Here is a 26,833-nt window from a genome sequence, read left to right as displayed (position 1 = left end):
GTCCGAGACCCGGCCCGAGACCCGACCCGAGGCCCGCCCGTGACCGACACCCCCATCCGCCTGCTGCTGGCCGACGACCACCCCGTCGTACGGGCCGGTCTGCGCGCCGTACTGGAAACCGAACCCGGCCTCGTCGTCATGGCTGAAGCCGCCACCGCCGAGGAAGCCGTCACCCGCGCCGCAGAAGGCGACATCGACGTCGTGCTGATGGACCTGCAGTTCGGCAAGGGCATGGGAGGTGCCGAAGCCACCGCCCGGATCACCGCCCGGCCGGGAGCCCCGCGCGTGCTGATCGTCACCACCTACGACTCCGACGCCGACACCCTGCCCGCCATCGAAGCCGGCGCCACCGGCTACCTCCTGAAGGACGCCCCGCCCGAGGACCTGGCCGCCGCCGTACGCACCGCGGCCACCGGACGCACCACGCTGGCGCCCACGGTCGCCGACCGGCTGATGAACCGGCTCCGCACCCCCGGCACCGCCCTGACCCGGCGAGAGACGGAAGTCCTCACCCTGGTCGCCGACGGCCTGTCCAATCAGGCCATCGGCGAGCGGCTCCACCTGACCGAAGGCACCGTCAAGTCCCACCTGGCCCGCGTCTACGCCAAACTCGACGTCGACTCCCGCACCGCCGCCGTCGCCACCGCCACCGACCTCGGCCTCATCCGCCGCTGACCGCGCCGGCCGACCGCCTCACCGCGCCTCGTCTCGGAGATGCTCGGCGGGCCCCTGCCCGGCATCCACGACCCCCACGGCAAGCGCAAGGTGCAGGACCCCAGCGTTGGGCTCGGCCGCCGACCCGATCGGCAGGTCCAGACAGAAGGCACGGACGGCCAGGAACGGACCGGCGATGCGCTTGCGGGACCTGCCGCTCCGGCGGACGAGCAATCACCCTTTCCAAGCTTGGACGATCTCTTCGCTCAGCCGCAGGTCGGCCCGATCCGGATTGATCTCTTCAGTGATCTTCCAGAAGTACCGGACCAGGTTGCCCACCAAGTTGTCCGGGGTGCCGTAGTCGACGTCGACGGCGCGGCGGCGGATGCGGTCGACCATCAGGTCGCGGATCTCGCGGATCTCGCGGATCTCGCGGTTGCGCAGCTGGCGCCGGTCGACCAGGCCGGCGCGGCCCGATGACGGTTCTCGACTCCGCTCCGCACGAGGTTCTGGACCCCTACCGGACCTGCGCGTTCGCCACCTTGGGCAAGGACGGGAACCCGCCGGCCCGGCCGACGGGCGTCGCACGCCGCGACGAGTTCGCCCCGCAGATCTTCGTCGGCGACCGCGCTCAGTGCACCGACACGGTCATGGCGCGTCGGCGAGGGGCCGAGGAGTACTGGCGCAGGCTCTACGCCGCTCGCCTCTTCGAAGCCCAAGAGGCCGGCGCCGGCGAACGCGGGCTCAGGAGATCGCGGCGGAGGCGCCCCAGGAGGTGCCATGTCGGCCCGGCCGTCGTGCAGCAACCGTGTCTGCTCGCCCGGCCCGCACAGTACGACGTCCACGGCGACGGCGCCGGGCTCGGTGGCGTAGGTGTCGAGGAGTTTGGCCAGCAGTTCACCGGAGGCGGCCGCCTTCGCGGCCAGGACCACGGCGGGGCGGCCGGTCGCCGCGAGGGCGGCACGGCGGGTGCGCCGTTCGGCGGCCTCGACGGCGTCCAGCGCCGCTCGCGCCTCCCGCAGCAGCACCGCCCCGGGACGGAGACCCGCGCCCTCACCCCGCCCCGAACTGGTCGGTGAGTGCTCCTGGCCTTACGCGGCGATGCAGTTGTGACTGAGCGCGGTAGTCGGCCCGTCCGGCCAAGTCCGCGCTCAGGGGGTTGCCTGCCGTCACAGGGCGGGTCTGTCGGTGACGTGCGTAGGTCAGGCGAGGCGAGCCACGATGGCGCGGCAGGTGTCCTGCAGGTCTTCGTCGTTCGCGGTGCTTCTGAAGCGGCCGCTGCGGCGGGTCAGCGTGAGTTCTGTTCGGATGCGGGGGAGGGCCGGTGCGGCAGCGTGGCCCATGCGGTTCAGGCAGGCCAGGACGTGGTTGGAGGTCGCGTCGTTGTTCTCCCAGGCTCCGAGCAGTGTCTGGACGACGGCAGGGTTCTCGGCATCACCGCCGATGTCCCACAGCGCGGCTGCGGCGTGGACGCGGGTCCACTCGTAGTTGGCAGTCAGCATCTGCCGGAGTCGCGGAAGCACTGTCGCGGCGGGCGGACCGATCCGACCGAGAACGTCGGCCGCCTCATGACGGCGATAGGTGTCGAGCAGGTCGTGGAGCCGAGGCACCACGTTCTCCGGGTCGGCTTCGAGTTCCCACAGAGCGGCCGTGGCAGCCATGCGGAGATCGACGTCCTGCGCGTCGGCCAGAGGGCGCACCACCTTCAGGGCGGATGCGGCCGCGACACCGAAGGAGGCGAGAGCGTCCAGGGTGGACGCGGCGATCCGCCACTCCTCGTGACGGACTGCGGCGGTGACGGCGTCTGTGATCGCGGGGACGGCTGCCGGGTCCCCTTGTTCGGCAAGGGCGGACACCAGGGCGCCGACGCCCGTCCCGGCCCACGGCTGGGAGAAGTCGACGTTCGCGAGACGCCCGGTCAACCGCGGTACGAGTTCACCGGCGGCCGGGCGCATGCAACCGGCGACCTGCACGGCACGCCAGGCGTCGACATCGCCGTCCAGAGCCGTCAGCAGGCCGGGCAGGGCCCGCGGGTCACCCAGGCGTGCCAATGCCAGCACGGCTTCCTGGTGGGCGCGACGCAGGAGCGGCTTCGGCGTCGCCCACACGTCCGGACCATGCGCCGCGCGGTGTTCGGCCACGTAGGAGGCGAGGGCTTCGCGGGCGGGCTCGGCGACAGGCGCCAAGGTTCCGAGGCTCTCGGCCGCCGCGGCGGCGGTGTACGGATCATCGGGAAGGAGGCACTGCGCGAGAGCCGTGACGAGTTCGCGGTGCTCACCGCGCCAGGCCAGGATCAGGTCCTGGGCCATGCGGATCGCGTCGTAGCGGGTGGCGGGGTCCGGGCTGCGGAGCTGCGCGGTGAGCAGGGTCGTGCGTTCGGGCACGCGGGAATCGAGCACCGCGTGGAAGGTGCGGAGCAAGGACGTGGTCGGAGCATGGATACGGTTGTGTCGCTCGAGGTCCTCGAAGGCAGCGGCCACGTGCGGCGGGACATTCTGGGCCGGCGGGGGTTCGGCGGCTGTCGTGCACGCGCATTCTGCGGAATCTGACCGGCGTGCTTCGTCGCCGGGCACGTTCTCTGGTGGCGCCGTGAGTCGGCGCAGGAGGGCGATCGCCGTCGGTACGGCGTCGCTTCCCATGTCCTGCGGGGCGCAGCGGGCCCGGTGGACGAGGGCGGCGAGCGGGATGTCGGGGGACAGCGTCGGATCGTCGGCCAGAGTGTCGAGCCAGGCCATGGCGGCGGCCTGCGCGGCGGGCAACCGGAGCGCGAGGTCAGCCATCGTCCGGACGACCAGCAGCCGTTCCACAATCCCGCTCTCGGCCGGCAGGCGGCCGCGCAGTATCCCCACCGCGCGGTCGCCGTCGTCGAGGAAGAGGCCGAGGCCCTCGATCGCCGCCCGGCGTACGGACGGTTCCGGGTCCGCTGCGTAGCGGACGAAGAGGTCGGTGCTTTCGCGCATCAGCGCCACGCTGTCCGCGTGGGCTGTCGACTCGGTTCCGTCCGGCGAGATGTAGACGGCGTCGACGTCGCGATCCATGGATTCGCGTCCGATGCTGACCAGGAGCTCGATGATCGAGGCACGGTCGGGGGTCGCGGCATCCTGGGCCATGTGGAACAGGAACGGCAGGCTCGCCACGGTGCACGGGTACACGTCGCCCTGGTGGTGAGCCGCGCTGTAGAAGTGGCTGAGGGCCTTGTCCCGGAGCTCAGGGCCGCCTGAGGTCATGTCCCTCAGCCACACGGGGACGTCGTCGGCCGGACCGTACGCATGGCTCATCGACGACCAGTCGACGCTGTCAAGTTCGTTGATCATGGACGGCACTATGACGGCCGGCACTGACATCGAGGCTCCCTGCCGCCTCGGAGCAGTCGAGCAGAGAGGGTCTCTCGCCTGGAGCGCAGACACGTACGAAGTTCCTGAAGGCCATCCGATGCGCTCACCTGAGTCAACGAGAACGCTCATGGACCAACTGCAGCGCTCCGTCCCAGGAGTACTTGCACACGCGGTCCGCGTATGAGCCCGTCCACGGTGAGGAGGGTGCACGACGACACGTTCCGGAAGGTCGAGATGTGGTGCAGGACCTGATCGACGCGGCTTCGGAGTCCCCACAGCCGTAACCGTGCCGAGCTGACAACGTCAGGCCCAGCGGGATAGGTGAGGCGCTGGCGGGTGTCGGAGTCACGGTTTAGGTCGGCCAAGGCATCGTGTGGAGATGCGGTGCGTCCGGATGATTCCTGCGGCGCGCGGCGGTCGTTGGTGGCGAGCCGGTCGCCAAGGAGGACCTCCACCTGGATACCCAGGACCATCGGCCAGGTGTGTCCTCAGCATGATCAGCCGTTCCGAGGCCAGCCGTCATAATCTTCGTTCAGGAAGTCCAGGACATCCTGCATCGACGGCCTCTCCGCGGGTTCAGGTCTCAGCGACCAGTGAATTAGCGCGGACACCGGAGGCGGGAAGATCGCGTCCCTGAAGGCGGGCGGGTCGGGCACGTTCGTCGCCAGGAAGCGCAGCACCTGATACTGGGTGTTGTCGAGAGTGCGTTCGTCGCTGCGTGTCAGGCCGCTCCCCGCCACGACAGCTGTGACGGCGAACGAGTACACGTCGTTCTTGGTCGTCACCGTGCCGCCGAATCTTTCCGGAGCCATGTACCCGATGGTTCCCTCCGGTTCGTGCGCTCCCGTCTTCTGGGTGAGTCCGAAGTCTCCGATCACCCATCGCTCGCCCAGACGCAGAATGTTCGCGGGTTTGATGTCTCCGTGGACGAGTCTCTGCTTGTGCAGCTCCAACAGGCCGACCGCTACGTCTCGCATCATGGAGACGAGTTCGGATCCTTGAAGCGGTTGCTCGTTGACCAGGTCGCGCAGCGAAAGCTCCGCGAGTGCCGTGCAGATGTAGTTCCATCCCGCGAGTTTCCCGTCGCGCTGGGTGCCTGCGCAGCGGTACGGGAGCAGGCTCGGAGAATCGAGCCGTGCCATGATGGCCGCCTCGCGCGAGAAGTACACGTACCGCTTGTCGGTCTGGGGTGGCTGTAGTTTCACAGCCACCCGTCCCAGCGAACCGCCGAATGCGAACTCTTCGGCTTCCCACACCACGTTGAGGGAACCGCGTCCTACCTCCCTCAGCAGGCGATACCGCCCGTCCACGACCTCCCCTACGAGGTCCAGTGCGGGGATGTCCTCCCGGCGCATCAGCGTCGCGGAGCCGTTCTTGGAGGGGAGGCCGACGAAGGTGTGCGGGTTCGGGGCGGCTCGTCTCACGCCTGGCGGCGCGGCGATGCGGCCCCACATCGCGTCCGCTTTGGGCCAGCAGTTTTCCAGCAGCTCCCATAGGAGGGCCATGGCATGGCGGCAGGCCGTCGGCTGCATCACGGCGTCCTGCCCCGGAGCCTTGTCGACCAGACGGTCCGACACCCCTCGTACCACCACGGCCTTCGTTCCAGCAGGCCAGAAAGTCGCACCGCTCAGGAATCCCAGGCCCTCCATCTCGACGGCGTGCGCGTCGTCGAAGGCCTGACGCAAGTAGTCGTACAGGGCGGAGCGATTTCCCGTGTGGATCTTCTCCCCGGCCGCGATCGGAGCGACATGCGCTTCGGGCGTCGGCCCTTCGAGACCGTTGTCGGGAACTTTCCGCAGCCAGGCGCGTTGGGCCGCCACTCTGAACGCCAGCTGCGTGGTGTGCGGGTCCGTCACCTCTATGGACGGCCGTCCCAGCAGGCCATGGTCCGTCTGCTTCCCGGACTCATATCCGTAGACTTTGGTCGCGTACACGACGTCGCCCAGCCGGACATCGGACTTGAGGCTTCCGGCCGTGCCCACGAATGCGATGAGCTCCGGGCGCAGCTCCTGGACGGCATGACTCGCCTGGAGCGCGGCCGCGATATTGCCCTGCCCGATACAGGTGACCCACACCTCCCACTCACCTGCCTCCACGCCCAAGTACCCGACCGTGTAAGGCGCGCCGGACGCCGAACTCTCGTTCTCCGGCCGGCTCAAGAACTCCTGCACGGTCCGGTATTCGACGAGTGCGGCAGTCAGAATGACAACGCGCGGGACACCCATTCCGTCTCGGGTGACCCAGAGATCGTCCTCGGGTCGTCCGACGACACTGCCACGGCCGTCTCGAAGCAACTCGGGGGCGCGGCCGAAGGGGAGAGAACGTTCGTCGTGGGCCAAAGAGAACCTCTCTCCCCTGGATACCTCAGGCATGGGTATGCGTCCGCGGCAGCGATCCAACCGAGGCTAACGGCTGCCCAAGGACATGTCCCGCTTTCGACCGGGAATGCCTCCTGGAGCTTCAGGCTCCGAGTTGGGCATGGGGCGGGGTGATCTGACTGATGCGGAGTGGGAACGGCCGCGGCTGTTCCTGCCGGTGAGCCATGGGCGTTGTGGCCGGTGGCGGTATCAGCGGCAGGTGATCGACAGGATTCTGCACCGGGTGCGGACCGGGGTGCACTGGCGGGGTCTTCCCGAGCGTTTCGGGCCGTGGAAGACCGTCCACGAACGCCACCGGCTGTGGTCGGCCGACGGCACGTGGGAGCGTCCGCTGGAACAGGTCCAGGCCGCTGCCGATGTCGCAGGCGAGATCGATTGGGAGATCTCGGTGTACTCCACCATCGTGCGAGCCCATCAGCACGCGGCCGGTGCCCGCACCGAGCATCCGCCGACACCTGCATCGAAGGGGGCCGAGACGGCAGAACATCAGGGCGAAACGCCGTGGCAGAGTCTGCTCGCCCGGCTGGTGGAGGTGGTGCAGGAGGTGAGGGACTGGGCCGCTCGCGGGGAGGGTTCACCTTCCCAGCAGAGTACTGGGTTCACCTGCGGATCACGAACCCCCGTTTCTCCTGCCGCGGACCGAGGCGGCTGATGCGGCCAGTTGCGCATCATCGAGTTGCCCGCGTCGATCCGCCGCAACGCCGAGCAGCTCTGCGTGCTCGACACCACGAAGAGGAAGGACCAGCGGTGCACCCTGGAACGCGCCAGGGCCCTGATCGTCCGCCCGTTCCATGTCAGTTGCTCGATCGCGGGAGTCTGGCGGCTGCTGCACCGCCACGGCTGGTCCTGGCAGAGCCCCTCCCGTCGAGCGCTCGAACGCGACGAACACGCAGTCGAGCTCTGGAAGAAGGACGTGTGGCCGCAGGTGGAAGCACCGCGGCGGCGCTCGGGGCCTGGATCGTCTTCGAAGACGAAGTTTTCGCCGTAGGTTTCGCGGCGCCCGGTGTACCGCTGGAATGGACGCCACTGGCGGTGCTCGGCATTGGCGTGCTCGACACAGATTCGCGCCGAGGACTGGCGGCGCTTGGCCTCGTGCCAGCCGTAATACTCGGTCAGGGGCCTGTTGCCGTCAGCGGTGCCTTCGGCTTCCTCGGCGGGGCCGAGACCTGGCCGGGGAACTCGCTGGCCAGGCCCCGATATCCCCTGTCGACCGCGGCTTTCACGCCGGGGTGCTGATGGAACTGCTCGGCGATGCCCTCGTTGCGCACCGCGGTCTGGTCGTGCATCCGGCCGGGCCGGAGGGCCCCGGAGAACAGGGTGCGGCCCTGGCCATCACTGAGCGTGGTGGTCTTGATCGTGTTCTGGTTGCGCTTGCCCGACACGAACGAGCGTCGGCTCGGTCTGCCCGCTTGTGGGCGGCGGACCTGGGTCTCGGTCCCGTCGATCCTGAGCGTGACCCGCTCCGCTTCGGCGTAGGCGAACACGTCCTCCAGTGTGCGCAGCCGCAGCCCCGGCTGGCCCGGGCCAGTGAATCCGCGCTCGGCGAGCAACGGACGGATCCCCACGATCGCCCGGCCGATCGTGGAGGAGCCGACCTCGTCGATCACCCCCAGGGCCGCGTGGGTGAGCCCGGTCCGCAGATGAACCAGCGTGACCAGCAGCCGGTCTACGAAAGCCAGCCCGTACTTGGGCCCGGCCCCCGCCTCTCGACGGCGCGAGGCCCCGCGTCGGTCACAGCGCTCGGACTCGCACCGCGCCTCCCAGCGTGATGCGAGCTCGACCGCGAGGGCACCCAGGTGCTCCGCCGACATACCGCAGAAGTCGTAGTCGGACATGGCTGCACGGGCCTGACCAACGTTCACGCCTGGACAACATAGTGGTCCAGCTGCGCATCACCGTCTGTCTGCGGGGCGCGATCAGGCGGACTGCCACAGCTCGACCCGGTTGCCCTCGGGATCGGTGACCCAGCCGAACCGGCCGACACCTTCCATGTCCTGGATGTCCTCGGACACGTCCGCTCCCTTGGCACGCAGTTGCGCGAGCATCGCATCCAGATCGCGGACCCGGAAGTTGAGCATGGTCTGCTGGGTCCGGGACCCGAAGTAGTCGGTCCCGGACTCGAACGTCGCGAACACCGTCGGCCCGGCTGCCTGACGCCACAGGCCGTGCTCGTCAGCGTCCAAGCCCAGGCAGTCGCGGTACCACGCGTTCAGGGCCTTCGGGTCGGCAGCCCGCACGAAGTAGCCACCAATTCCAAGTACACGTTCCATTTCCATGCCGCCATCCTGCCAGGACGGCGATTGGGCCCGGCCCCGCACCACACCATCACCCGCTTCAATCGCGGGGCAAGTCGTAAGCCGACAAGTTCAGTGGGCGCGGACCTCCCGCGCACCAGCAGCCGGCCGATTCTGCGTGAAGACTGAAAGCCGCATTGTTCTGTAGGCCACAATCACCGAAACAGAAGCCGGAGTGACCTCCCGAAGAGGGACTGCCAAACGAGCAGTACAACTGGGGTAGTTGAGGGTTACTGTCGGGCTACCGGGTCTATTCGCAGTGCACCGGGCCTTCAGCCCGGTGGTGAAGCGAATCTGAGAACTGCTCTGACTTCGGCTGTGTGCTCGGATCCGCACTGTTGACTTCAGCCCGGGTCGGAGTGGCCGGTTCTGCTGCTCGATGTACTGCTTCACGATGCTGAGAGGCGCGCCGCGGACCGAGCCGGCGAAGTACGAGCCGGACCAGAGGCGCTGTGCCCGCCAGTAGTGGCGGACGAGGTCGGGTAACTCCTGGCGGAGTCTGCGCGAGGACACGCCTTTGAGGGAGTTCACCAGTCTGGACACGGCGACCTTCGGCGGGAAGTTCACCAGCAGGTGGACATGGTTGGCCTCGCCGTTGAACTCGACCAGCTCCGACTCGAAGTCCTCGCACACGGCTTGCATGATCTCCTCGCAGCGCGTCAGGTGCCGGTCGGCGACATGCATGCGGAAGACAAGGAGTTCCGCAGCAGATGAAGCCGTAAGGATTCAACATGGTGTTTTGCTGTCTCCTATGACGGATGCGAGTACGTCGGCGGCCGTGGCGAAGCGTCGTTCGGCGAGATTCGGAACGTATGTGTCCTGTTCAAGGAGGGGGCGGACGTCCTTGATGGCGTTCCGGCTGGTGCGGCGACTGACACCGAACAAGTCCGCCACGGCTTGCTGATCGCATATCTCTCGCTGGGAAAGGAGCGTCGCCAGGATCCTGTCGGCGTCGGTGATCTTTTGACGGAAGACGCCACCACGGGTTCCCGGGCGTCGATCACCACCCCGTTGGTGATGCCTGCGTTGGTCGAGCGCGGCTTGGCAGGGCACGGTGATCCGGTCGATCAGCGCCTGGAAGTCCGATGGTGATCACGGCCGGTGCTCTGAGGCGGGCCCGATGCCAGCCTCAGAGCACCGCAGTGGCGCTGGGCGCGGAGGTTCAGGCTCGAAGCTGCATGTACTCGAAGACGGAGCCGTCCGGGTGACGAGCGACGACCCTGGTGCCGTTGGGGACTTCGTTGGGCGCTTCGAGGATCTCGGCGCCCGCCCTGCCGAGGGCTTCGAGAACGGGCGCCAGGGAGCCGACGATGACGGTTCCGTTCTGCCAGACGTATTTCTCAAGCGGCCCGGAGTAGAGAAGGAAGGGCCCGACGAGTGCCAGCTCAAGATCACGGTACGGGAATCGGCGGACTTCCGTCTCTCCGGTCAATTCCTGGTACAGAGGGATCGCATCCTCAAGGTTTTCTACCTCGACGTTCGCGACCATTGCGTGGATGTTGCTGCTCATAGTGGTACTTCCTCTTTGGTTACGGTTCTGGACGGCAGTACCGCCGGTGCACCATTGGCGTGCGGCGGCAGATCTGATTACCTGATGGTGGGCAGGGGCTGCTCGCGGGCGTATAGCGGAGCCAGGCGGCCACTGCTCGATATCCGTGGGGCTCTGAGTCGGTCCCGTAGGGCCCTGGTGTGCCCGCGACGACCGCATGTGTGGTCATGAACACGAGGCCATTCGCGTGGGCTACAGCCCGGCCGGCGCTTGCCGGATCCAGCGTTGCGGGAACCGCATACCGGGGCATAAGTGCCTCGGTCTCACGATCAGCAAAACACATATGGACGATCGGGTCAAGAATGGGCTGGCGCTGTCGCACAGGTCACCTTCAGGGTCACCCCCGGGCACCGCTCGCGCGATGATGCCTGGCGCAGAGCGGGGGAGACTCCGTCTGACTCGACTCCTTCATGGGCCGCGCACGGGGGCGGGCTCGGCTCACGTCTCCCGGACGTCCGCGGCTACTCCGACCGGACGCGACCAGGCCACCTGGATCACTCACGGGAGGGGGAGTGCGGTTCGCCCTACGGCCGCGGGCGGGAGCGCCGGTACGGGTCGGCCACAGTGCGCTGCTCGTGCGCGGAGTGGCAGCGGCACGCGCTCAGGGGCGCTGCCCGAGCGCTCCCGCCACTGCTCATGGGCTGAATCGTGCGCCGCGGGAGAAACCGCGTTCACGGCAGCGAGCCTCAATGGTGGAAGGGCGTGCGCAGCCGTCCCGGAGCCGGGGAACGAGACGGCTACGAGGTGCGCCGTCGATCCGTGAGGCGCGGGCCTGCTTTCTACCGGTCAGCAAGAAGCCGCAGCCCCTGTCCCTCCTCCGCTGATCCAACAGGCGGCACCTACGCAGAGGGAGGCGGTGGCGCCGCCGAGGGGAGGAACTGGTGACGTGCCATGGCCATTAGCGTCCGTATCGCGATGGCTCCCACGAGTGCGGTCGCGGCGGCCAGGAGGAGGTAGGAGAGAACAAGTTCGCCGGGAGGGTGGCCGGTGCTGGTCCAGTGGAGTCCGGTGGTTGCCACCGTCGTCCAGGAGAAGGTGAAAGCCCAGAAGCCAGGTGTGAACTTCAGGCGGAGAAACAAGGGGAGTAGCCGTACCTGGGCGAGGACCATCAGCAGGCAGTAGCCGGCGAGCACAGCCGAGAGCCGGTCGATACGGTCGTGGTTGAGGGCGAAGCAGGCGACGCTTGCCATGGAGGCGGGTACTACCTCGATGGCGAGCGTCGGCGTGAGGCCCTGCGGCATCGGAGGCCGGAAGAAGAGCCGGGCCAGGATCATGGAGCCCAGGACGACCCACGAGATGATGCCCAGCCCGAACATGACTTCGGCCACGCGCTCCTGCCCGACCTGCACAGCACTGAAGGCGGCAACGAGACCACCGCCGGTAGCGGGCAGAAAGTAACCCGGGTGAAGCTGGTCCAACTCGAGTGGGCCGTATATCCATTGCCCGGTATACCAGCCGCCTGTGAGCAGCGTCAGGACGATGAGGACGTCCACCACGATGCGGCCGACGTCGGGGGCGTACGGGGCTATGCCCTGCGCCGCGAGGAGCATCGGCGTGATGACCGCCAGTGAGCCGAATGGGCTTCCGACGCTGTCCAGCATGTCGGCCACGAAGGCTCCCCGGACAGACGCTGCGTATCGCAGGTACAGCAGAAGCGTCACGCACCAGACGACCGCAGCGAGCGCGACCAGGGCACGGCCCACGCCGATCGGCACGTGGCCTTCATGGGCTGCTGTGAGCCAGGTGCCGGCCAGGCCTGCGAGGCCCAGAGATATTCCGAAGAAGGCGAGAGGTATGCGCGGCGCGGCCATATCCAAAACCTCTGGTTCCCAGGATCATGTCGGGCTTCGCTGGCGGTGGTCGTACGGGACCCGGCCAGGCGAGGACGGCCCCCACGACGCGTCCGCCGTCGCAGAATCCCGCCCCGAATCCGTTGGTTCTATCGAGTCTGCATCGACACGAGCTGCACCGCTCGCGCAGTGCGGTGCAGCTCGGGGCATTTACGAAAGGCAGAAGCCAACGCTGTGCGGGATGCCGGTTGGAGGCTGGTCATACACACTTGGTTCTGGGAGGCGTCCAGCCCCGATCGGTAGGCTCTCCGGCTTCTGGGACGGCGCGGGTGACGGTGGCGGGCGACACCGAACGGCACAGCGAGGACACGCCGCACCGTGCGGGAGACTGTGCCGCCGATGAACGGGCGTGGCCGCAAGGCGGCCGACGCAGACGAGTCGGTGGCGTTCAGGCCTCCGCGGCCCGATTCCCTGCTGTCACGTACCAACTTGTCAGAGTTCGAGGTCGGTCAGAACCAGGACTCGCTCGTAGGTGTAGTCCTCCATCGCGAACTTCACGCCCTCGCGGCCTACGCCCGACTGCTTGGCGCCGCCGTAAGGCATCTGGTCGGCGCGGTAGGACGGAACGTCACCGATGATCACGCCGCCGACCTCGAGGGCGCGGTGGGCGCGGAAAGCGGCCTGCACGTTGCGGGTGAACACGCCCGCGTGGAGGCCGTATTTGGAATCGTTGACTGCGGCGAACGCTTCCGCCTGGCCGTCCACCTTCGTCACGGTCAGGACCGGGCCGAACACTTCCTCGCAGGCGAGGGTGGTGTCCGTCGGGACGCTGGTGAGCACGGTGGGTGCGTACGACGCGCCTTCGCGTGTGCCACCAGTGTGGAGTTTGGCGCCTGATGTCACTGCCTCGTCGACCCATGACTCGACACGCACGGCGGCTCCTTCGCTGACGAGCGGGCCGACGTCTGTGGCGGCATCCGACGGGTCACCGGTCACCTGGGCCTCGACGGCGGCGACGATGCGCGGCAGCAGCCGGTCGTACACGGACGCGTCCGCGATCACCCGCTGCACGGAGATGCAGGACTGGCCGCCTTGGTAGTTCGAGAAGGTGGCGATCCGGGTCGCGGCCCAGTCCAGGTCCTCGTCGCTCGCCCAGTCGGCGAGGACGACCGCCGCGCCGTTGCCGCCCAGTTCCAGGGTGCAGTGCTTGCGGGGGACCGAGTCCATGATCGTGTAGCCGACCTTCTCGGAACCGGTGAAGGAGATCACGGGCAGGCGCTCGTCCTGGACGAGGGCGGGCATACGGTCGTTGTCGACCGGCAGGATCGACCATGAGCCGGCCGGCAGGTCGGTCTCGGCCAGCACCTCGCCGAGGAGCAGCGCGGAAAGAGGAGTGTTCGGAGCGGGCTTGAGGATGATCGGCACACCGGCGGCGATGGCGGGAGCCACCTTGTGGGCGCCCTGGTTCAGCGGGAAGTTGAACGGGGTGATGCCGAGGACCACGCCCTTGGTGAAGCGGCGGGTCAGGGCGAGACGCCCCCGGCCGCCTGCGTCGGTGTCCAGGCGCTGGGCATCGCCGCTGTTGAAGCGGCGGGCCTCTTCAGAAGCGAAGCGGAAGACGGAGACGGCCCGGCCGACCTCGCTGCGTGCCCACTTGATCGGCTTGCCGTTCTCGGCAGAGATCAGCTGAGCTATCTCCTCAGTCCGCTCAGCAAGGCGCTTGGCCACATGGTCCAGGGCGGCGGCCCGAAGGTGCGCCGGAGAGGCGGCAAATTCGTCGCGCACCGCGTAGGCGGCGGCGACAGCCTCTTCAACCTGTGCGTCGGTCGGCACAGAAACCGTTCCGACCAGGCGGTTGTCCCACGGAGAAGTCACATCGAGGGTGCTGTTGCCTTCGGCCGGGCGTCCTGCGAGCCAGAAGGAATGGACAGAAGTCATGCGTGTGCTCCGGCTTTTCGTGATAGCGGATTTCGAACGGCGGTTCATTCACCGTAGGGGTCTGCCCAGGTGCATTGGCTTGTTCGGCTTGTCAGAGTGGGCGGTTGGCGCACTCCTGTTTGGCGTGAAGGGGTTCCAGGTTGCGTCTGCTCGGCCGACCTGTTGACCGGGCACTCTGGACGGGCCATCCGTGGCTGCCGCCGTCGGGCAGTGGTGCTGTCGTCGTCGGAGCGCACGAGCACGTCTTCAGGGAAGGCCCTTTCTGCGGGCTCGCATCAGACGCCTCGGCCGTAGCCGGCACGAGATGTCGTCCAGGCGATGGCGTGGCGTGCCGGACGAGGGCACACCTATGACGACGTCCGGGCCGGGTGGGGCGCGGCGTGGCGGCGAGGGGCTGTTCCGTCGCAGCCGTGGGCGCCGGACCCGGTGTCCGGGCGGCCGGCGGCCACGTCGCTCCTCTCAGGGGCTGGCCTATCTGAAAGTAGGGGTGCCCTGATGGGCGGGAGCGCCTGCACCACACCAGTCCGTCAGGGCCCGTCGGACGTCCTCGGCCCGGCGTTGCGGGTGCCCCTCGGAGGTGGCCCATGCGATGTATGCGTCCGGCCTGACCAGTACGGCCTTTCTTGTCAGGCATGGCGCGGACACGAACCCGACCTCGCCGGCCCAGCTTTTGGTCACCTCGGCGGGGAGGGGCGCATCTGCGGCGGTGACGAGCACGAAGCGCCGGGTGCGCAGAGCCTCGTACAGCCGTCTTCCGTCGGTCAGCGGCAGGTCGGGAACGCGCTTGCCGACAAGCGGGGGCGCGCCACTTGGAGCGGCGTAGGCGATGTCGATACCGGAGATCGCCCGGGCCGCCCTCTGGGCCACGGGCGGAATGCGCAGCACCGTGCGGGCGAAGAGGTCGCGGAATCCGCACATCGCCTTTGGTGTCGTCAGTACCCCGCGCAGGAGTGCGCCGCTCATCCGGAGTACCCGGCGGCCCACCGGATGCCGCTCGGCCTGATAGGTGTCGAGCAGAGCGTCCGGAGCCCGGCCGCGCAGGACGGCCGCTAGTTTCCAGCTGAGGTTGACTGAGTCCTGGATGCTGGTGTTGAGGCCCATCCCGCCGGCAGGTGAGTGCACGTGCGCGGCGTCGCCGACGAGAAACACCCGGCCTACGCGGTAACGGGGGCACTGGCGTTCATCGCTGTGGAACCGGGAGAGCCAGCGTGCGTCCCGCATGCCGAAGTCGTTCCCGAGCGCCCGCTGGGCGACTGTGCGGATCTCGTCCAGATCGACGGGAGTGTTGTCAGGCATGTCGTGGCGACGGTTCCAGGCCATGACGCGGAACCAGCCGTCGCCGAAGGGGACGACGATGGCGAAGGCGTCCCCTACCGCACCGACGGTGGGAGGTTTTCTCGGCGGCTCGGCCAGGCGTACGTCGGCAAGCATCATCGACCGAACCGCGGACCGGCCGGGAAAGGGCAGGCCGAGGGACTCACGCACCTTGCTGTTTCGGCCGTCAGCGCCTACCACGTAGGCAGCGCGCAGGGTTTGCACCGTGCCGTCCGCGGCGCGTACCTCGACGTCGACGCCCGTGGAGTCCTGCCGGAGGCCGGTCGCCTCGCAGCCGCTCTTGATGTCCACCCCGTGGGTGAGGGCGCGGGAGCGGAGCAGCCGCTCGGTGTTGTACTGCGGTGTCACCAGGACGTGCGGGTAGCGGGTCGGCAGCCGCGACAGGTCGATCTGCAAGAACTGCAGGACCGGATTGCGCAGCCCGGTCTTGAGCAAGTCGTCGGCGATTCCACGGGCGTCGAGTTGCTCCATCGTCCGGGCGTGCACGGCGAACGCCCGGGTGAGCTTCGACTCCCCTTCGCGGCGCTCCACCACGGTGCAGGCGATCCCCGCCTCGGCCAGATCGCCCGCGAGCATCAGTCCCGCGGGGCCTGCCCCCACGATCAGCACGCCTTCGTCGGAGCCCATGTGCGTCCTCCGCATCGATCGACATGAAATTCAGGTGTAGGGCCGCCTCGGCGGTCTTGACGGATGAGCGAGGTCCGCCGGTCAAGCGCGCGATTCGACGGTCCTCACTGCGTGCTCCCGGTAATGATCCTCAGGTCGCCGATGCGCGCGTGGCGGTGAGGAACTCGTCGACTGTGAGCGTCGCATGTGAGATGAACGGATACCGCAAAATCATCGCGTCGTAGGCGTCCCGGCCCCCAACTGCCGCAGTCGCATCGGTGAACGTAGTCACGTGGAAGCCGTGCTCCATGCAGCTGCGGGCGGTCGACTCCACACACATGGTCCCCACCATGCCGGCGATGGCGATGTACTCCGTGTTGTGCTGGCGGAGCTGGACCTCCAGGTCAGTGTTGGCCAGGACGTCGATGTTCTTGTGCGGTGTGATCACGATTTCGTCGTCTTGGGGCGACAGTTCGGGGTGGAATTCGGCCCCCCAACTCCCCTCTACGAAGAGGCGGTTGTCAAACATCTCGTGGTGGACACCGGAGACGTGCTTCCACGAGGTGTAGTCCGCCTCGGTGTAGGACATGGGTGCGAAGAAGACGGGAAAGCCCTGCTCGCGCGCACCCGCCAGCAGGCGCTTGAGGTTCTCGAACGTTCCGATCCGCTCGAACTCCTCCTTGAAGGTGAGGTAGGCCTTCCCGTCCTCAGAGAAGACATCGTTCATGGTGTCGATGAGGAGCAGGCCGACCCGCCCCGGCACGTAGCGGTGAGCAGACATTCACCCTCCTCGATTTTTGGAGTCCTGCACTTGTCTGCCGGCTGATGAGAACCTCAGCGATATGCAGGGGTGACGATTCTCCCTGGGGTCTTTGCGCGTGTCTTCAGCCGGGCTGGACGACACGGCGGAATGGCACACCGCCATGTCGTTCACCCGCGGGCGAACTCCAACAGGTCGGCGTAGAAACGGTCGGCGAAGACGGGGACCGTCGCCAGACCGTGTGCGGCGCCCGCATGCAGCTTGAACGTGGCGAGTCACGCGTGCCGATCAGCGAAGCCAGGCCGTCGGCGGAGGTGTCGAGGTCGTTGTCCTCCCAGGGCTGCCCCGAGCGTCCGCCCCCATGCCGGTCGTGGGCGATGGCACGGAATCCGTTGTCCGCCACGAAGTTGAGCTGAGGGTCCCACGGGTCGGCGGTCAGCGGCCGGCCGTCGCTGAACACGATCGGCTGACCCGACCCCCAGTCCTGGTAGAAGATATCGGTTCCGTCTTCGGTCATGACGAAAGGCACGGCGCGGTTCCTTCCCATCGTCACCGGGAATTCCGGTCGAACCCGCGACGGACGGATTTCCCTCGGCGGCTGATTCCCTTGGGGAATACGATCGGATGGTGCACGTCGAAGCAAACGCTACCTGAGAGGCGCCGGATTGGCGCGCCGTGAATTCCCGGGTATCGGCCCCGGCTGCAGGACGGACGCAGCCGGGCACCTCTGCGACTTCACCGGCGCACCGCTCCAGGACGGGGAATTATTCAGATCTGGTTCAGGCCACCGTCGACGTAGAGCTCGGTCCCGGTGACGAAACTGCTCTGGTCGGACGCGAGGAAGAGCGCTGCCGCAGCCGCCTCGGCGGGCTCGCCCATCCGGCCGAGAGGGACCTGCTGCGCGAAGAAGGCGCGGAGCGACTTGGCCTCCTCCTCGTTGGGTGCCAGGCCGGTGATTCCCGGGGTCTTGATCGGTCCGGGCACCAGGGTGTTGACGCGGATGCCGCGGCCGCGCAGCTCGTTGGCCCAGGTGCGGGAGAAGGAGCGGACGGCGGCCTTCGAGGCGGCGTAGACGCCGAACGCCTCTCCGCCGGTGGTGGCGGCGGTGGAACCGGTCAAGATCACCGAGGCGCCGTCATTGAGGAGCGGCAGTGCCTTCTGTACGGTGAACAGCGTCCCGCGGACGTTGGTGTTGAACGTGTCGTCGAAGTGCTGCTCCGTCACCTCCTCCAGGGTTGCGAATTCCCCGCCGCCCGCGTTCGCGAAGAGCACGTCGATGCGGCGTCCCTGCTCGGCGACGACCGCGAAGAGCCGGTCGAGGTCGGCCGGATTCGCTACGTCTCCGCGGACAGCGGTGACGTTCGAGCCGATCTCGGCCGCTGCCGCGTCCAGCGCATCCTGACGCCGGCCGGTGATGATCACGTGGGCGCCCTCAGCGGCGAAGCGCTGCGCTGCGGCCAGTCCGATGCCGCTGTTCGCCCCGGTGACCACTGCCACTTTGCCTGCGAGTACTTCCGTCATGACGTGCCACTCCTCGATGGTTGTTGACTGCTTCGTCCATAACGTTAACTGTTATGGACGAACGAGTCAAATAAGTGTAGGATCAGCTCATGGCACGACCGCGGAAATTCGACGAGCAGCAGGTACTGGACACCGCCCGGGAGCAGTTCTGGGCGGGCGGGTACGCCGCCACGCGCATGGACGACATCGCCGCGGCGACGGGCCTGGGCAAGGGCAGCCTGTACGGCGCGTTCGGCGGGAAGCAGGAGCTGTTCCACCGCGTGTTCGACGAGTACTGTCGCGCGATCGTCGACACCACCGCCCAGCAGCTGCGCGGTGACGACAAGAACGCGTACGCGCGGCTGTCCGCTTACGTCCACGCGGTGGCCGCGGCTACCGCCGCAGATACCGCCCAGCGCGGATGCCTCCTGGCCAAGGGCGCTGCCGAGCTGACCGAACACGACGAGAAGGTGGCCAAGCGGGCGCATACGGCCATCGAGGCACTGCGCACGCTGCTGGAGGACGACATCGCCGCCTGCCAGCGCAACGGCGACCTCGCCGCGGACGCGGACCCCGGGGCCCTGGCCGCGCTGGTGCTCGCCGTGCTGCGCGGCATCGAAGCACTGGGCAAGGCCGGAGCGAACGAAGAGACGCTGACGGGCATAGCCCGCACCGCCCTCGCCGTACTGCCCCGCCCCACGGACTGACGGCCCGAGGACAGCAACGCCATGGTGGACATCCCCGTTCATGTCTGAACCGGGAAGGGCGCCCGTCAGCAATGTCGTGATGCTGACCTGATCACGGCGGCCCCTCGACACCTGACCCTGTTCACACCAACTCGTGGGCGAGGCCAGACAGCCCTCACTCCGACAACGGCTGCAGGCAGAACACTGCTGATCAGCCGCCAGACCGCCATCGGGATCACGCAGGGCGCGAACTGCCTGGTTGCCTGGTGTGGGGGTCCGTTGGGCCGGCACAGGGCTGCGGGGGCTGCGGAGGCTGAGGAACGCGGCGGCCGCGACATCGTGGCCGCCGCGTTCCGCCGCCCAGATCCGGGACGGCTGTCGCCCTGGGTGCCGTGTTTCTACTTGCCGCCGACCGGGTCCGTCGACGCGTAGAGCGCCTCGCGCAGGGTCGCCGTCGTCTGGGCGACCGCCTCCTTATTGGCCCGGGTGTCACGCAGTGCGTTCAGCATCATGAAGTCGTGGGTGACTGCGCTGTAGTGCGTCGAGGTCACCTGGACCCCCGCCGACCTGAGCTTGGCGGCATAGGAGTCGGCCGCGTCCAGCAGCACGTCGGAGTCGGTGATCACCAAGGCCGGGGGCAGGCCGCGCAGCTGCTGGACGGTCGCCTTCAGCGGCGAGGCCAGCGGGTTGGCGCGGTCGGCGGCCTTCGGCGCGTAGGCGTTCCAGAACCACTTCATGGCCGGCCGGGTCAGCCAGCAGTTCTCCGCGAAGCGCTGGTACGACGCCGTGTCGAAGTCGGCGTCGGTGACCGGGTAGAGCAAGACCTGCTGACGGAAGTGCGGGCCACCGCGCTGCTTGGCCATCATCGTGACCGCGGCGGTCATGTCGCCGCCGACCGAGTCACCGGCGACGGCCAGCCGGCTGGAATCCAGGTTGATATCGGCGCCGTGAGCACCCACCCACTTGGCGACGGCGTACGCCTGCTCGATCGGGACCGGGAACTGGGCCTCGGGGGAGGGCGTGTAGTCGACGAAGACGACCTCGGCGCGGGCGCCGTCGGCGAGTTCGCGGACGAGGCGCTCGTGGGTCTTGAAGTTGCCGAGGACCCAGCCGCCGCCGTGGATGTAGACGATGCCGGGCAGCATCCCCTTGACGCCCGCGGGGCGCACGATGTGCACGTTGACCGGGCCCGTCGGGCCGCCCGGCACGGTGCGCTGGCTGATCTGCGCGGGCAGCATCGGGACGGGACCCGCCTGGAGCTTGTTCAGCACGTCACGGGCGGCCGGGTACGACAGGTCGTACAGAGGCTTGCCGCCGGCGGCCGCGAGCTGGTCCAGGAAGTCCTGGTCGATCTTCTCCAGCTTCTGCGGCGGGTTGCCGCACGCCACGTACTTGGCGTCCGCGGCCACCGCCGCCATGCCCTGGACGGTGCCCGGGGCCGCACCGTCACGGACGGTGCCGCAGGCGCTCATCGTGGTCGCCGTCGCGGTCAGGAGTGCCGCCACGGCGAGGTGGCGCAGGCGGCGGGCGCCGGGCACGGTGCGTATCACTCCCATGTCTGCTGCTCTCATGTCTGCGTATTCCCTACGTGATGGAGTCGACCCCTCCGTAATCGTTGCTGGTCCGTATGGCGTACACCATCAGGGTTGGGCCAGACGGGATGCCGGCCACGTCAGCCGCGAACGCCCCGCTCGGGCGGTCGCCGCATGCGGTCGACCCGTCCTCCTCGGTCGCACAACAGCCCCTGGGAGCCGTACAGGCGAGGGTCGACAGCGCCTGGAACCAGATGGCGTGGGATCCACTCGGCGAGTCCGGCGTCAGGAGGCGCTCGCACCATCGGATGGGGCCGGGGCGCCGGGTGCGTAGCGGGCGCGCATGGTGCGGCTGGCGGCGGGGCCGGCGGTGAACACGGGAGGCGGCCGGCGATCGTGCTGGAGTCGTAACAAGCGCCGGGTTCCGCGCCGGCGGTTTCGCAACATACCCTCCTCACCACTGCGGCCCTGCACCCCGGTGCGGGGCCGTTCTTGTATCCCCCTGCGACGGATATCCCGTGGCCGCTTCGGTGGCTGCGGCGGCTTGCGGCTCCTGGGTGCCGATCGAGCACGTTGCTCTGCGACCGGCCGGACGTTTTTGTGCCGGACGCATCTCACTGCATTGGAGGGCAGCGGCCATGACCACGCTCGACACCACCACGACTGCTGAGCATGACTCCTACGCAGCCGGCACCTGCCTGAGCCGGGAAGTCAGCGGCAGCTTCTTGCCGGGAGAAGACATACCGGTGCGGATCACGAACGCCACGAGCGCAGGACGTCGCGTGCCCGTGCTGGCAGTCGCAGGCGGCACCGCCTCGGGCAAGTCGACCCTTGCAGAAGCGATTGTGGTCCACCGGCCCGGGGCTGTGGCCCTTGTCCACCTCGACGATTTCTACGTGCCCGCGCACGATCCGCAGCGCGGGATGCGCACGCTGAGCGCCACGGGTGCACAAACGCTGGACTGGAACCATCCCGGTTCCATCGACGAGGACGCAGCGGCTGCCGCGGTTGACGCAGCGGCTACCAGCGGACGGTACCGCCTGGTTGTGGTCGAGGGCTTGTTCGCCCTTGGTCTTCCCAAAATCGCTGATCAGGCCACCTGGGGGATCTACGTCGATGCGCCCGATGACGTGCGCCTGGCCAGGAAGCTGTTGCGCAAGATCGAGATTCAGTGCCAGGACCCGGCGATCTCTCTGCGTAACTACCTGAACAGCGGCCGCGAACGCCACACGGACTTCGTCGCCCCCTCCCGGGCCCGGGCGGATCTCGTACTCGACGGGATGATGCCGACGGCGGACCTGCTGACCGCGGTCGACAACCTGGTCGGCCCGCATCTTGCGTTCGCCCGCTGAACCACGGGATTGGTGTGGGGCTCGGCAGCTTTTCCATCTTGCTGAGCCCGGGGCGTGCTGCATGGTCGGGCCATGGCGCTGGCCCAGAGCACGAAACCGCTGCTTCGACGAGGGGCGTCGCTTTGGATGACCCGTACTCCGCGCGGCTGCCGGCCCGTCCCCTGCATCAGGGGACGGGCCGCTGTACGTTCCGGCATTCCGCCCTGGACCAAGGTCGGCCGGTGCTTTTGCCAGGTCACGCCGTTCCGGTGTCTCGCCCAAGGACGCAGCCGGTCGTCGGTGGAGGGAGCACTCGTCATGCCCGAGCCCCACGCGGCTGCCCGCACCTCAGCCAACTACCACCCTGTCGCATACAAGCCGTACTCCCCAGGCCCCGGAACCCAGGAGATCAACACCACCTTCACCCTTCACCCTGTCCGGGCTCCGGCCGTCGAGGGGAGAGAGCCGACCCGCGAGCCGTCACCGACAGCCGACGTGAACGGGCGCTTGACCGGGCGGCCCGTGAGGGGCGGCTGCGCCCGGTCATCGGTGGTCGTCTCCTTCGCGGGGGCCGCCGGTGGCGGGTGCGCCGTACCGGGCGGGGTCGGCGTCGAACGCGGCGGCGCACCGGGCAGAGCAGAAGTAGCGGGTGCTGTGGTCGGTCTGCCGGTGGTCCACGGATGCCGCTTTATCCACCTGCATGCCGCATACCGGGTCCGTGACTGTTCCGTCGTCGGTCCGGGAAGTGGGGTCGTACTCCGTGCCTGCCGACTCGGCACCTGTCGAGACGGCCGTGCTCCTGGCAGCCGGGGCCCGGTCGGCGGCGGACTCGACGCGGGGCTGGACGCGAGCGGGCCGGATGTCGGGCAGCGGCTGGGTGTGCCAGCGGCGCAGCCGGGAGGAGTTGGTGACGACCGACAGCGAGCTGAGTGCCATGGCTGCCGCGGCGATGACCGGGCTGAGCCGGATGCCCCACAGCGGGTACAGGGCGCCGGCGGCGAGGGGGATGCCGACGGCGTTGTAGAGCAGGGCGAAGAACAGGTTCTGCCGGATGTTGCGCATCGTGGCCCGCGAGAGCCGGATCGCGGTGACGACCCCGCCGAGCGAGCCGGAGATCAAGGTGATGTCGGCGGCTTCGATGGCAACGTCGGTGCCGGTGCCGATGGCCAGGCCGACGTCGGCGGCGGCCAGGGCGGGGGCGTCGTTGATGCCGTCGCCGACCATGCCGACGGTCCGGCCCTCGCCCCGCAGACGCTGGATCTCGTCGGCCTTGTGCTCGGGCAGCACCTCGGCGAGCACCCGTCCGATGCCGACCTGCGCGGCGATCGCGGCGGCGGTGCGGGCGTTGTCCCCGGTGAGCATGACGACATCGACATCCATCTGCTGTAGGGCCGCGATGGCGGCCGCGGAGTCCTCCTTGACGGTGTCGGCCACTGCGAGCACACCGGCGGGCCGTCGGTCCACCGCGGCAAGGACGGGAGTCTTGCCCCCGGCCGACAGATCGGCGGCCACGGGAGCCAGGGCGGTGGTGTCGATGCCGACGTCGCCCAGCAGCCGGGCCGTGCCGACCAGCACGGCGTGCCCGTCAACGGTGGCCTGGACGCCCTTGCCGGTGACCGAGTCGAAGCCGGTCGCCGCCACCGGGTGGTGACCGCGGTCGCGCGCGCCGGCGACGATGGCCTGCGCGAGCGGATGTTCGCTGTCTGCCTCGGCTGCGGCCACCAGGCGCAGCAGGGCGGTCTCGTCGAATCCGCCGACCGGGTGGACGTCGGTCAGGACGGGCTTGCCCGCGGTCACCGTGCCGGTCTTGTCCAGCACGACGGTGTCCAGCTTGTGCGCTGTTTCCAGGGCTTCGGCCGAGCGGATCAGGATGCCGGCCCGGGCGCCCTTGCCGGTGCCGACCATCACCGACAGCGGCGTGGCCAGGCCCAGTGCGCACGGGCAGGCGATGATCAGCACGGCGACCGCGGAGACGAGCGCCAGGGTCAGCGCGGGTGGGGGGCCCAGGGTGAACCAGAGTGCGAAGGTGCCGATCGCGACCGCGATCACCGCGGGCACGAAGTACGCGGACACCGCGTCGGCGAGCCGCTGGATGGGAGCCTTGGACGCCTGGGCTTGCTGCACCAGGCGGATGATCTGGGCGAGTACGGTGTCGGCGCCGACCTTGGCGGCCCGCACTCGCAGGGACCCGGTGCCGTTGACGGTGGCGCCGATGACTGTGTCCCCCGTGTGCTTGGCGACCGGCATCGGCTCGCCGGTGACCATGGATTCGTCGACCGCGGAGGAGCCGGACAGGACCGCGGCGTCCACCGGGATCTTCTCGCCCGGCCGGATGACGAGCTCGTCTCCGACCACGACGTCCTCGATGGGGACCTCGCGCTCGGTTCCGTCCCGCACGACGTGTGCGGTGCGGGCCTGCAGGCCCAGCAGGGCGCGGATGGCCTCGCCCGTGCCGGCTTTCGCCCGGGCTTCCATCAGCCGCCCGAGCAGGATCAGGGTCAGGATGACACCGACGGCCTCGAAATAGACCTCCCGTACGTCCTTCGGAAGCAGCCCGGGAGCGAGGGTGACCAGGAGGCTGTAACCGTAGGCCGCCGACGTGCCGAGAGTGATCAGGGAGTTCATGTCGGCGGCCCGGTGCCGCAGGGTCAGCCAGCCCGTCACGTGGATCGGCCACCCGGTGTAGAACATCACCGGCGTGATCAGTGCCAGCTGCACCCAGTGGTTGAGCATCCAGCCGGGCACCCATGTGGCGCCGAACAGTTCGTACGCCATCACCGCGAACAGCACCGGAGCGGTGAGCACGGCGCCCACCGCCACCCTGCGGGTGAGGTCTTTGATCTCCGCCTGCCGCTCGGCGGCGTCCGCGGCCTCCGACTCGGCCGCCGTGCGCTCCGCACCTGCCGACGGCCCGCCCGTGGCAGGTGGAGGAGCAGGCGGAGGTGCGGCGGTGGCGGCATGCACGTCCGATGTGGGTGCTGTCGAATCGTCCGCGGGTTCGACCAGCAGCGTGCCGTGGATCATGTTCATCCCGCAGGTGAAGCCGAAGGAGCCCGGTCGGTCCGGGTTCAGCCGCACGGTGGTACGGGTGTGGGCGGGCAGACCCGCACCGACCTTCAGATCGGGGAAGACCACGCGGGAGGTGCATTCGCCGGCTTCCTGCCGGTCGAAGACCAGTTCCACCGGCATGTCCTGGCGGACCTTGATCAGATCGGGGCTGTAGCCGCCCCGCACCGTCACATCCACTCGCTGTACCCCGCCTTCCAGGCGGGCGGCACCGGCACGGCGCGGGCCGAAGAAGTACCAGCCCAGCGCGCCGATCAGCACGGCCGATACCAGGACGACGGTGATGTCCAGGACACCCATGGGCAGCTCGCCTCCCTTGCTGCTTCCCCCTCTCCAGCCTGCGCCCGATCCGCCTCTGCCGAGCAGGTGAGGTGCGGTCCACCGGTGATCCGTGACGGTTCCCGCAACGAAAGGACGATCCGTGACGGTTTCCGCAACGAAAGTCCTGGCCGCTCAGGGACGGCCGGGACTTTCTGTTTCCGCCACGCCCCGTACATCGGGCCAGGGCTCGCACGGCTGGATACGCCGGGAGCCTCCTTGCCGATCCCCTTGATGTCGTCGGACAACCGCTGTCTGCGCAGTTCAAGCCCGATGGGCCGCAGGTCGCGCCACTACTGGCCATTCCCGCCGTCCGGTAGGAAGCACAGGCTTGCAGCGATGCCCACGGCGGTATGGCGCCGCGGTCGCCGCTGCTGGTAGCTACTTGAGGCGCCGAGCGGGCAGGGTGACGGTGTGGAGCAGGTGTTCCAGCGGTCCGCGCCGGAAGTGACGGGTCCATACGCTTGCCGTCAGCAGCGCGGCTGCGATGAAGGCCAGCAGCACCGGCAGCGCGGACATGCTCTCGTCCTCGACCGCGGGCACGGACCAGACCTCGGTCAAGAGCCAGAGGGCGACGATGTGAGCGACGTAGGCGGTCAGGGCCGTCATGCCGACGGCAGAGACGGGGGCCGCCAGCCGGGAGAGCCGAGGCATCCGGTCCGCGACCGTCAGGCAGCCGGCCACCACCATGAGGGCGACGCCCGTGTTGCCGAGGACGGAGAAGGTGGTCTGGCTGTGCGGGGCGGCCACCAGAAGCCAGGCGAGTGGGGTGCCGCCCTCGGGCTCACCGACCGTGTCGGACCACCAGGCCGACGACGCCGGACCGCTGTTCGTGGCCGCGGCGATGGTGGTGAGTGCGTGCGGGACGAGGCGCAGCGCCAGCCAGGAGCCGCCGTAGCCGAGGACGGCCAATGCCCCGCCGATCAGGGCGAGCCGGGACCGGATCCCGGGTCGGGTCAGGTCGAGACGGGCCACGGCCATTCCGGCGATCACGAAGGGAGCCCACGTCAGCACCGGGTATGCACCGGTGAACAACAGCTCCACAATGCCGTCCGTGCCACTGATCCAAGCCAAGGGATCATGGGCGATGATGGCGCCCGACCAATCCCCGTCCTCGAACGACTTCCGTGCGGCGTAAAGGAGTTGGGGCAGGGCGAGTGCGCCGGCGGCAGCGATGAGCGCGAGCGTCGCGGCACGTGACCGGTACAGCGGGAGAACGGTCAGGAAGAGCAGGCCGTAGAAGCTGAGAATCACGTCGACCTGGGTGTCCAGGGCGGTCAGTGCGTATCCGAGCGCCATGAGTACGACGGCGCGGATCATGATCCTGGCTGCGGCCTGCCGTCCCGCGCGGCCGGGCCGGGGCTGTGGGCGGCCGGTGATGATGACCAGGGAGAACCCCGCCAGCACCGCGAACAGGGCGGAGGAGCGGCCACGGGCGGACTCCAGCAGGAAGCCGACGGGACCGCCGACCGCGACGTCGGGACCGACGTGAGCTGAGTACATGCCGAGGACCGCGAGACCGCGGGCCAGGTCGATGCCGACCAGCCGTCCGGCCGTCGGGGCGCAGGACGCCGACTCCGGCAGTACCGCTTGCGGCACTGCCGGAGTTGTTTTGTGTGTCATGCCTTCAGGGTCTGCGCGCAGCGCGGCACGGCCCATCCGGCGACCGTCCGAAGCCCACCGGCCGACAGGCCGGAACCGAACCGCCCTGTCGACGGCCAGCCGGATCCGGACCGCACGTCGCAGATGCCTCCCCGTCGG

At 68.6% G+C, this 26,833-nt stretch carries 17 protein-coding genes and 6 pseudogenes; 6 read left to right on the top strand and 17 right to left on the bottom strand.

What is annotated here, in order from left to right:
• Positions 1–39: 39 nt before the first annotated feature.
• Both FNH09_RS13625 and FNH09_RS47055 read left to right on the top strand, forming a co-directional pair.
• On the top strand, positions 40–675 hold the full coding sequence (locus tag FNH09_RS13625; RefSeq protein WP_162468536.1) for a response regulator: 636 nt from the start codon (positions 40–42) through the stop codon (positions 673–675).
• 228 nt (positions 676–903) lie between these two features.
• Complete coding sequence (locus FNH09_RS47055; protein ID WP_162468530.1) at positions 904–1,134, top strand: hypothetical protein; 231 nt, start codon at positions 904–906, stop codon at positions 1,132–1,134.
• A gap of 296 nt (positions 1,135–1,430) precedes the next feature.
• Here FNH09_RS47055 and FNH09_RS48465 read toward each other — a convergent pair.
• From FNH09_RS48465 to FNH09_RS13610, 3 genes and pseudogenes are all read right to left on the bottom strand, one after another.
• A pseudogene (locus FNH09_RS48465) lies at positions 1,431–1,688 on the bottom strand (LysR family transcriptional regulator); the annotation flags it as partial.
• Positions 1,689–1,856: 168 nt separating this feature from the next.
• Positions 1,857–3,968 carry a HEAT repeat domain-containing protein gene (locus FNH09_RS13615; RefSeq protein WP_152887535.1) on the bottom strand — a complete coding sequence of 704 codons (2,112 nt, stop codon included), beginning with the start codon at positions 3,966–3,968 and terminating at the stop codon, positions 1,857–1,859.
• 518 nt (positions 3,969–4,486) lie between these two features.
• The gene (locus FNH09_RS13610) at positions 4,487–6,328 is read right to left on the bottom strand and encodes a protein kinase domain-containing protein (RefSeq protein WP_162468535.1); all 1,842 of its coding nucleotides are present in this window, start codon (positions 6,326–6,328) and stop codon (positions 4,487–4,489) included.
• Positions 6,329–6,467: 139 nt separating this feature from the next.
• Here FNH09_RS13610 and FNH09_RS48460 point away from each other — a divergent pair.
• Both FNH09_RS48460 and FNH09_RS13600 read left to right on the top strand, forming a co-directional pair.
• Positions 6,468–6,946 (top strand): annotated as a pseudogene (locus FNH09_RS48460) (transposase); the annotation flags it as partial.
• 160 nt (positions 6,947–7,106) lie between these two features.
• Positions 7,107–7,342: pseudogene (locus tag FNH09_RS13600) on the top strand (helix-turn-helix domain-containing protein); the annotation flags it as partial.
• Between the two features lie 137 nt (positions 7,343–7,479).
• On the opposite strand, the gene FNH09_RS13595 reads toward FNH09_RS13600, so the two are convergent.
• The 11 genes and pseudogenes from FNH09_RS13595 to FNH09_RS13545 all read right to left on the bottom strand — a co-directional run bounded on the left by FNH09_RS13595 (position 7,480) and on the right by FNH09_RS13545 (position 18,160).
• A complete protein-coding gene (locus tag FNH09_RS13595) occupies positions 7,480–8,229 on the bottom strand; it encodes a transposase family protein (RefSeq protein ID WP_338017561.1) in 750 nt (249 codons plus the stop codon).
• Between the two features lie 54 nt (positions 8,230–8,283).
• Positions 8,284–8,637, bottom strand: a complete 354-nt coding sequence (locus tag FNH09_RS13590; RefSeq protein ID WP_152887547.1) for a VOC family protein — start codon at positions 8,635–8,637, stop codon at positions 8,284–8,286.
• 384 nt (positions 8,638–9,021) lie between these two features.
• A pseudogene (gene tnpA, locus FNH09_RS13585) lies at positions 9,022–9,324 on the bottom strand (IS200/IS605 family transposase); the annotation flags it as partial.
• Positions 9,325–9,387: 63 nt separating this feature from the next.
• Positions 9,388–9,744 (bottom strand): annotated as a pseudogene (locus FNH09_RS50145) (ISAzo13 family transposase); the annotation flags it as partial.
• A gap of 79 nt (positions 9,745–9,823) precedes the next feature.
• The gene (locus FNH09_RS13575) at positions 9,824–10,171 is read right to left on the bottom strand and encodes a VOC family protein (protein WP_152887527.1); all 348 of its coding nucleotides are present in this window, start codon (positions 10,169–10,171) and stop codon (positions 9,824–9,826) included.
• 878 nt (positions 10,172–11,049) lie between these two features.
• The gene (locus FNH09_RS13570) at positions 11,050–12,021 is read right to left on the bottom strand and encodes an SLAC1 family transporter (protein ID WP_152887525.1); all 972 of its coding nucleotides are present in this window, start codon (positions 12,019–12,021) and stop codon (positions 11,050–11,052) included.
• A 471-nt stretch (positions 12,022–12,492) separates the two neighbouring features.
• Positions 12,493–13,938 carry an aldehyde dehydrogenase family protein gene (locus FNH09_RS13565; protein ID WP_152887522.1) on the bottom strand — a complete coding sequence of 482 codons (1,446 nt, stop codon included), beginning with the start codon at positions 13,936–13,938 and terminating at the stop codon, positions 12,493–12,495.
• Between the two features lie 471 nt (positions 13,939–14,409).
• Positions 14,410–15,900 carry an FAD-dependent monooxygenase gene (locus FNH09_RS13560; RefSeq protein ID WP_152887520.1) on the bottom strand — a complete coding sequence of 497 codons (1,491 nt, stop codon included), beginning with the start codon at positions 15,898–15,900 and terminating at the stop codon, positions 14,410–14,412.
• 130 nt (positions 15,901–16,030) lie between these two features.
• Positions 16,031–16,660, bottom strand: a complete 630-nt coding sequence (locus tag FNH09_RS13555; protein WP_152887518.1) for a cysteine hydrolase family protein — start codon at positions 16,658–16,660, stop codon at positions 16,031–16,033.
• Between the two features lie 253 nt (positions 16,661–16,913).
• Positions 16,914–17,186: pseudogene (locus tag FNH09_RS13550) on the bottom strand (alpha/beta fold hydrolase); the annotation flags it as partial.
• Between the two features lie 221 nt (positions 17,187–17,407).
• A complete protein-coding gene (locus FNH09_RS13545; protein ID WP_152887516.1) occupies positions 17,408–18,160 on the bottom strand; it encodes an SDR family oxidoreductase in 753 nt (250 codons plus the stop codon).
• An 89-nt stretch (positions 18,161–18,249) separates the two neighbouring features.
• Here FNH09_RS13545 and FNH09_RS13540 point away from each other — a divergent pair, with 89 nt between their 5' ends.
• Complete coding sequence (locus FNH09_RS13540; protein ID WP_152887514.1) at positions 18,250–18,846, top strand: TetR/AcrR family transcriptional regulator; 597 nt, start codon at positions 18,250–18,252, stop codon at positions 18,844–18,846.
• A gap of 377 nt (positions 18,847–19,223) precedes the next feature.
• Here FNH09_RS13540 and FNH09_RS13530 read toward each other — a convergent pair whose 3' ends face one another.
• Positions 19,224–20,396, bottom strand: coding sequence for an alpha/beta hydrolase (locus FNH09_RS13530; RefSeq protein WP_238426656.1), 1,173 nt, complete (start codon positions 20,394–20,396; stop codon positions 19,224–19,226).
• Between the two features lie 599 nt (positions 20,397–20,995).
• On the opposite strand from FNH09_RS13530, the gene FNH09_RS13525 reads away from it, so the two are divergent.
• Entirely contained in the window at positions 20,996–21,709 is a 714-nt protein-coding gene (locus tag FNH09_RS13525; protein ID WP_152887512.1) for a uridine kinase family protein, read from the top strand.
• 522 nt (positions 21,710–22,231) lie between these two features.
• On the opposite strand, the gene FNH09_RS13520 is transcribed toward FNH09_RS13525, so the two are convergent.
• Together FNH09_RS13520 and FNH09_RS13515 are read right to left on the bottom strand one after the other, a co-directional pair.
• On the bottom strand, positions 22,232–25,054 hold the full coding sequence (locus FNH09_RS13520) for a heavy metal translocating P-type ATPase (RefSeq protein WP_152887510.1): 2,823 nt from the start codon (positions 25,052–25,054) through the stop codon (positions 22,232–22,234).
• Between the two features lie 399 nt (positions 25,055–25,453).
• Complete coding sequence (locus FNH09_RS13515) at positions 25,454–26,695, bottom strand: DUF418 domain-containing protein (RefSeq protein ID WP_152887508.1); 1,242 nt, start codon at positions 26,693–26,695, stop codon at positions 25,454–25,456.
• Positions 26,696–26,833: the final 138 nt, after the last annotated feature.

The sequence above is a fragment of the Streptomyces adustus genome (assembly GCF_009377175.1).
In the GTDB taxonomy this organism is placed as follows: Bacteria; Actinomycetota; Actinomycetes; order Streptomycetales; family Streptomycetaceae; genus Streptomyces; species Streptomyces adustus.
The sequence above is the reverse complement of the archived record's forward strand: the minus strand, read 5'-3'. Positions and strand labels throughout refer to the sequence as shown.

Excerpts from the sequence above, each read along its gene's own strand:
- FNH09_RS13615 (WP_152887535.1), bottom strand. The coding sequence starts at position 3,968 with ATGATCAACGAACTTGACAGCGTCGACTGGTCGTCGATGAGCCATGCG.
- FNH09_RS13590 (WP_152887547.1), bottom strand. The coding sequence starts at position 8,637 with ATGGAACGTGTACTTGGAATTGGTGGCTACTTCGTGCGGGCTGCCGAC.
- FNH09_RS13575 (WP_152887527.1), bottom strand. The coding sequence starts at position 10,171 with ATGAGCAGCAACATCCACGCAATGGTCGCGAACGTCGAGGTAGAAAAC.
- FNH09_RS13570 (WP_152887525.1), bottom strand. The coding sequence starts at position 12,021 with ATGGCCGCGCCGCGCATACCTCTCGCCTTCTTCGGAATATCTCTGGGC.
- FNH09_RS13565 (WP_152887522.1), bottom strand. The coding sequence starts at position 13,938 with ATGACTTCTGTCCATTCCTTCTGGCTCGCAGGACGCCCGGCCGAAGGC.
- FNH09_RS13560 (WP_152887520.1), bottom strand. The coding sequence starts at position 15,900 with ATGGGCTCCGACGAAGGCGTGCTGATCGTGGGGGCAGGCCCCGCGGGA.
- FNH09_RS13555 (WP_152887518.1), bottom strand. The coding sequence starts at position 16,660 with ATGTCTGCTCACCGCTACGTGCCGGGGCGGGTCGGCCTGCTCCTCATC.
- FNH09_RS13545 (WP_152887516.1), bottom strand. The coding sequence starts at position 18,160 with ATGACGGAAGTACTCGCAGGCAAAGTGGCAGTGGTCACCGGGGCGAAC.
- FNH09_RS13540 (WP_152887514.1), top strand. The coding sequence starts at position 18,250 with ATGGCACGACCGCGGAAATTCGACGAGCAGCAGGTACTGGACACCGCC.
- FNH09_RS13530 (WP_238426656.1), bottom strand. The coding sequence starts at position 20,396 with ATGAGAGCAGCAGACATGGGAGTGATACGCACCGTGCCCGGCGCCCGC.
- FNH09_RS13525 (WP_152887512.1), top strand. The coding sequence starts at position 20,996 with ATGACCACGCTCGACACCACCACGACTGCTGAGCATGACTCCTACGCA.
- FNH09_RS13520 (WP_152887510.1), bottom strand. The coding sequence starts at position 25,054 with ATGGGTGTCCTGGACATCACCGTCGTCCTGGTATCGGCCGTGCTGATC.
- FNH09_RS13515 (WP_152887508.1), bottom strand. The coding sequence starts at position 26,695 with ATGACACACAAAACAACTCCGGCAGTGCCGCAAGCGGTACTGCCGGAG.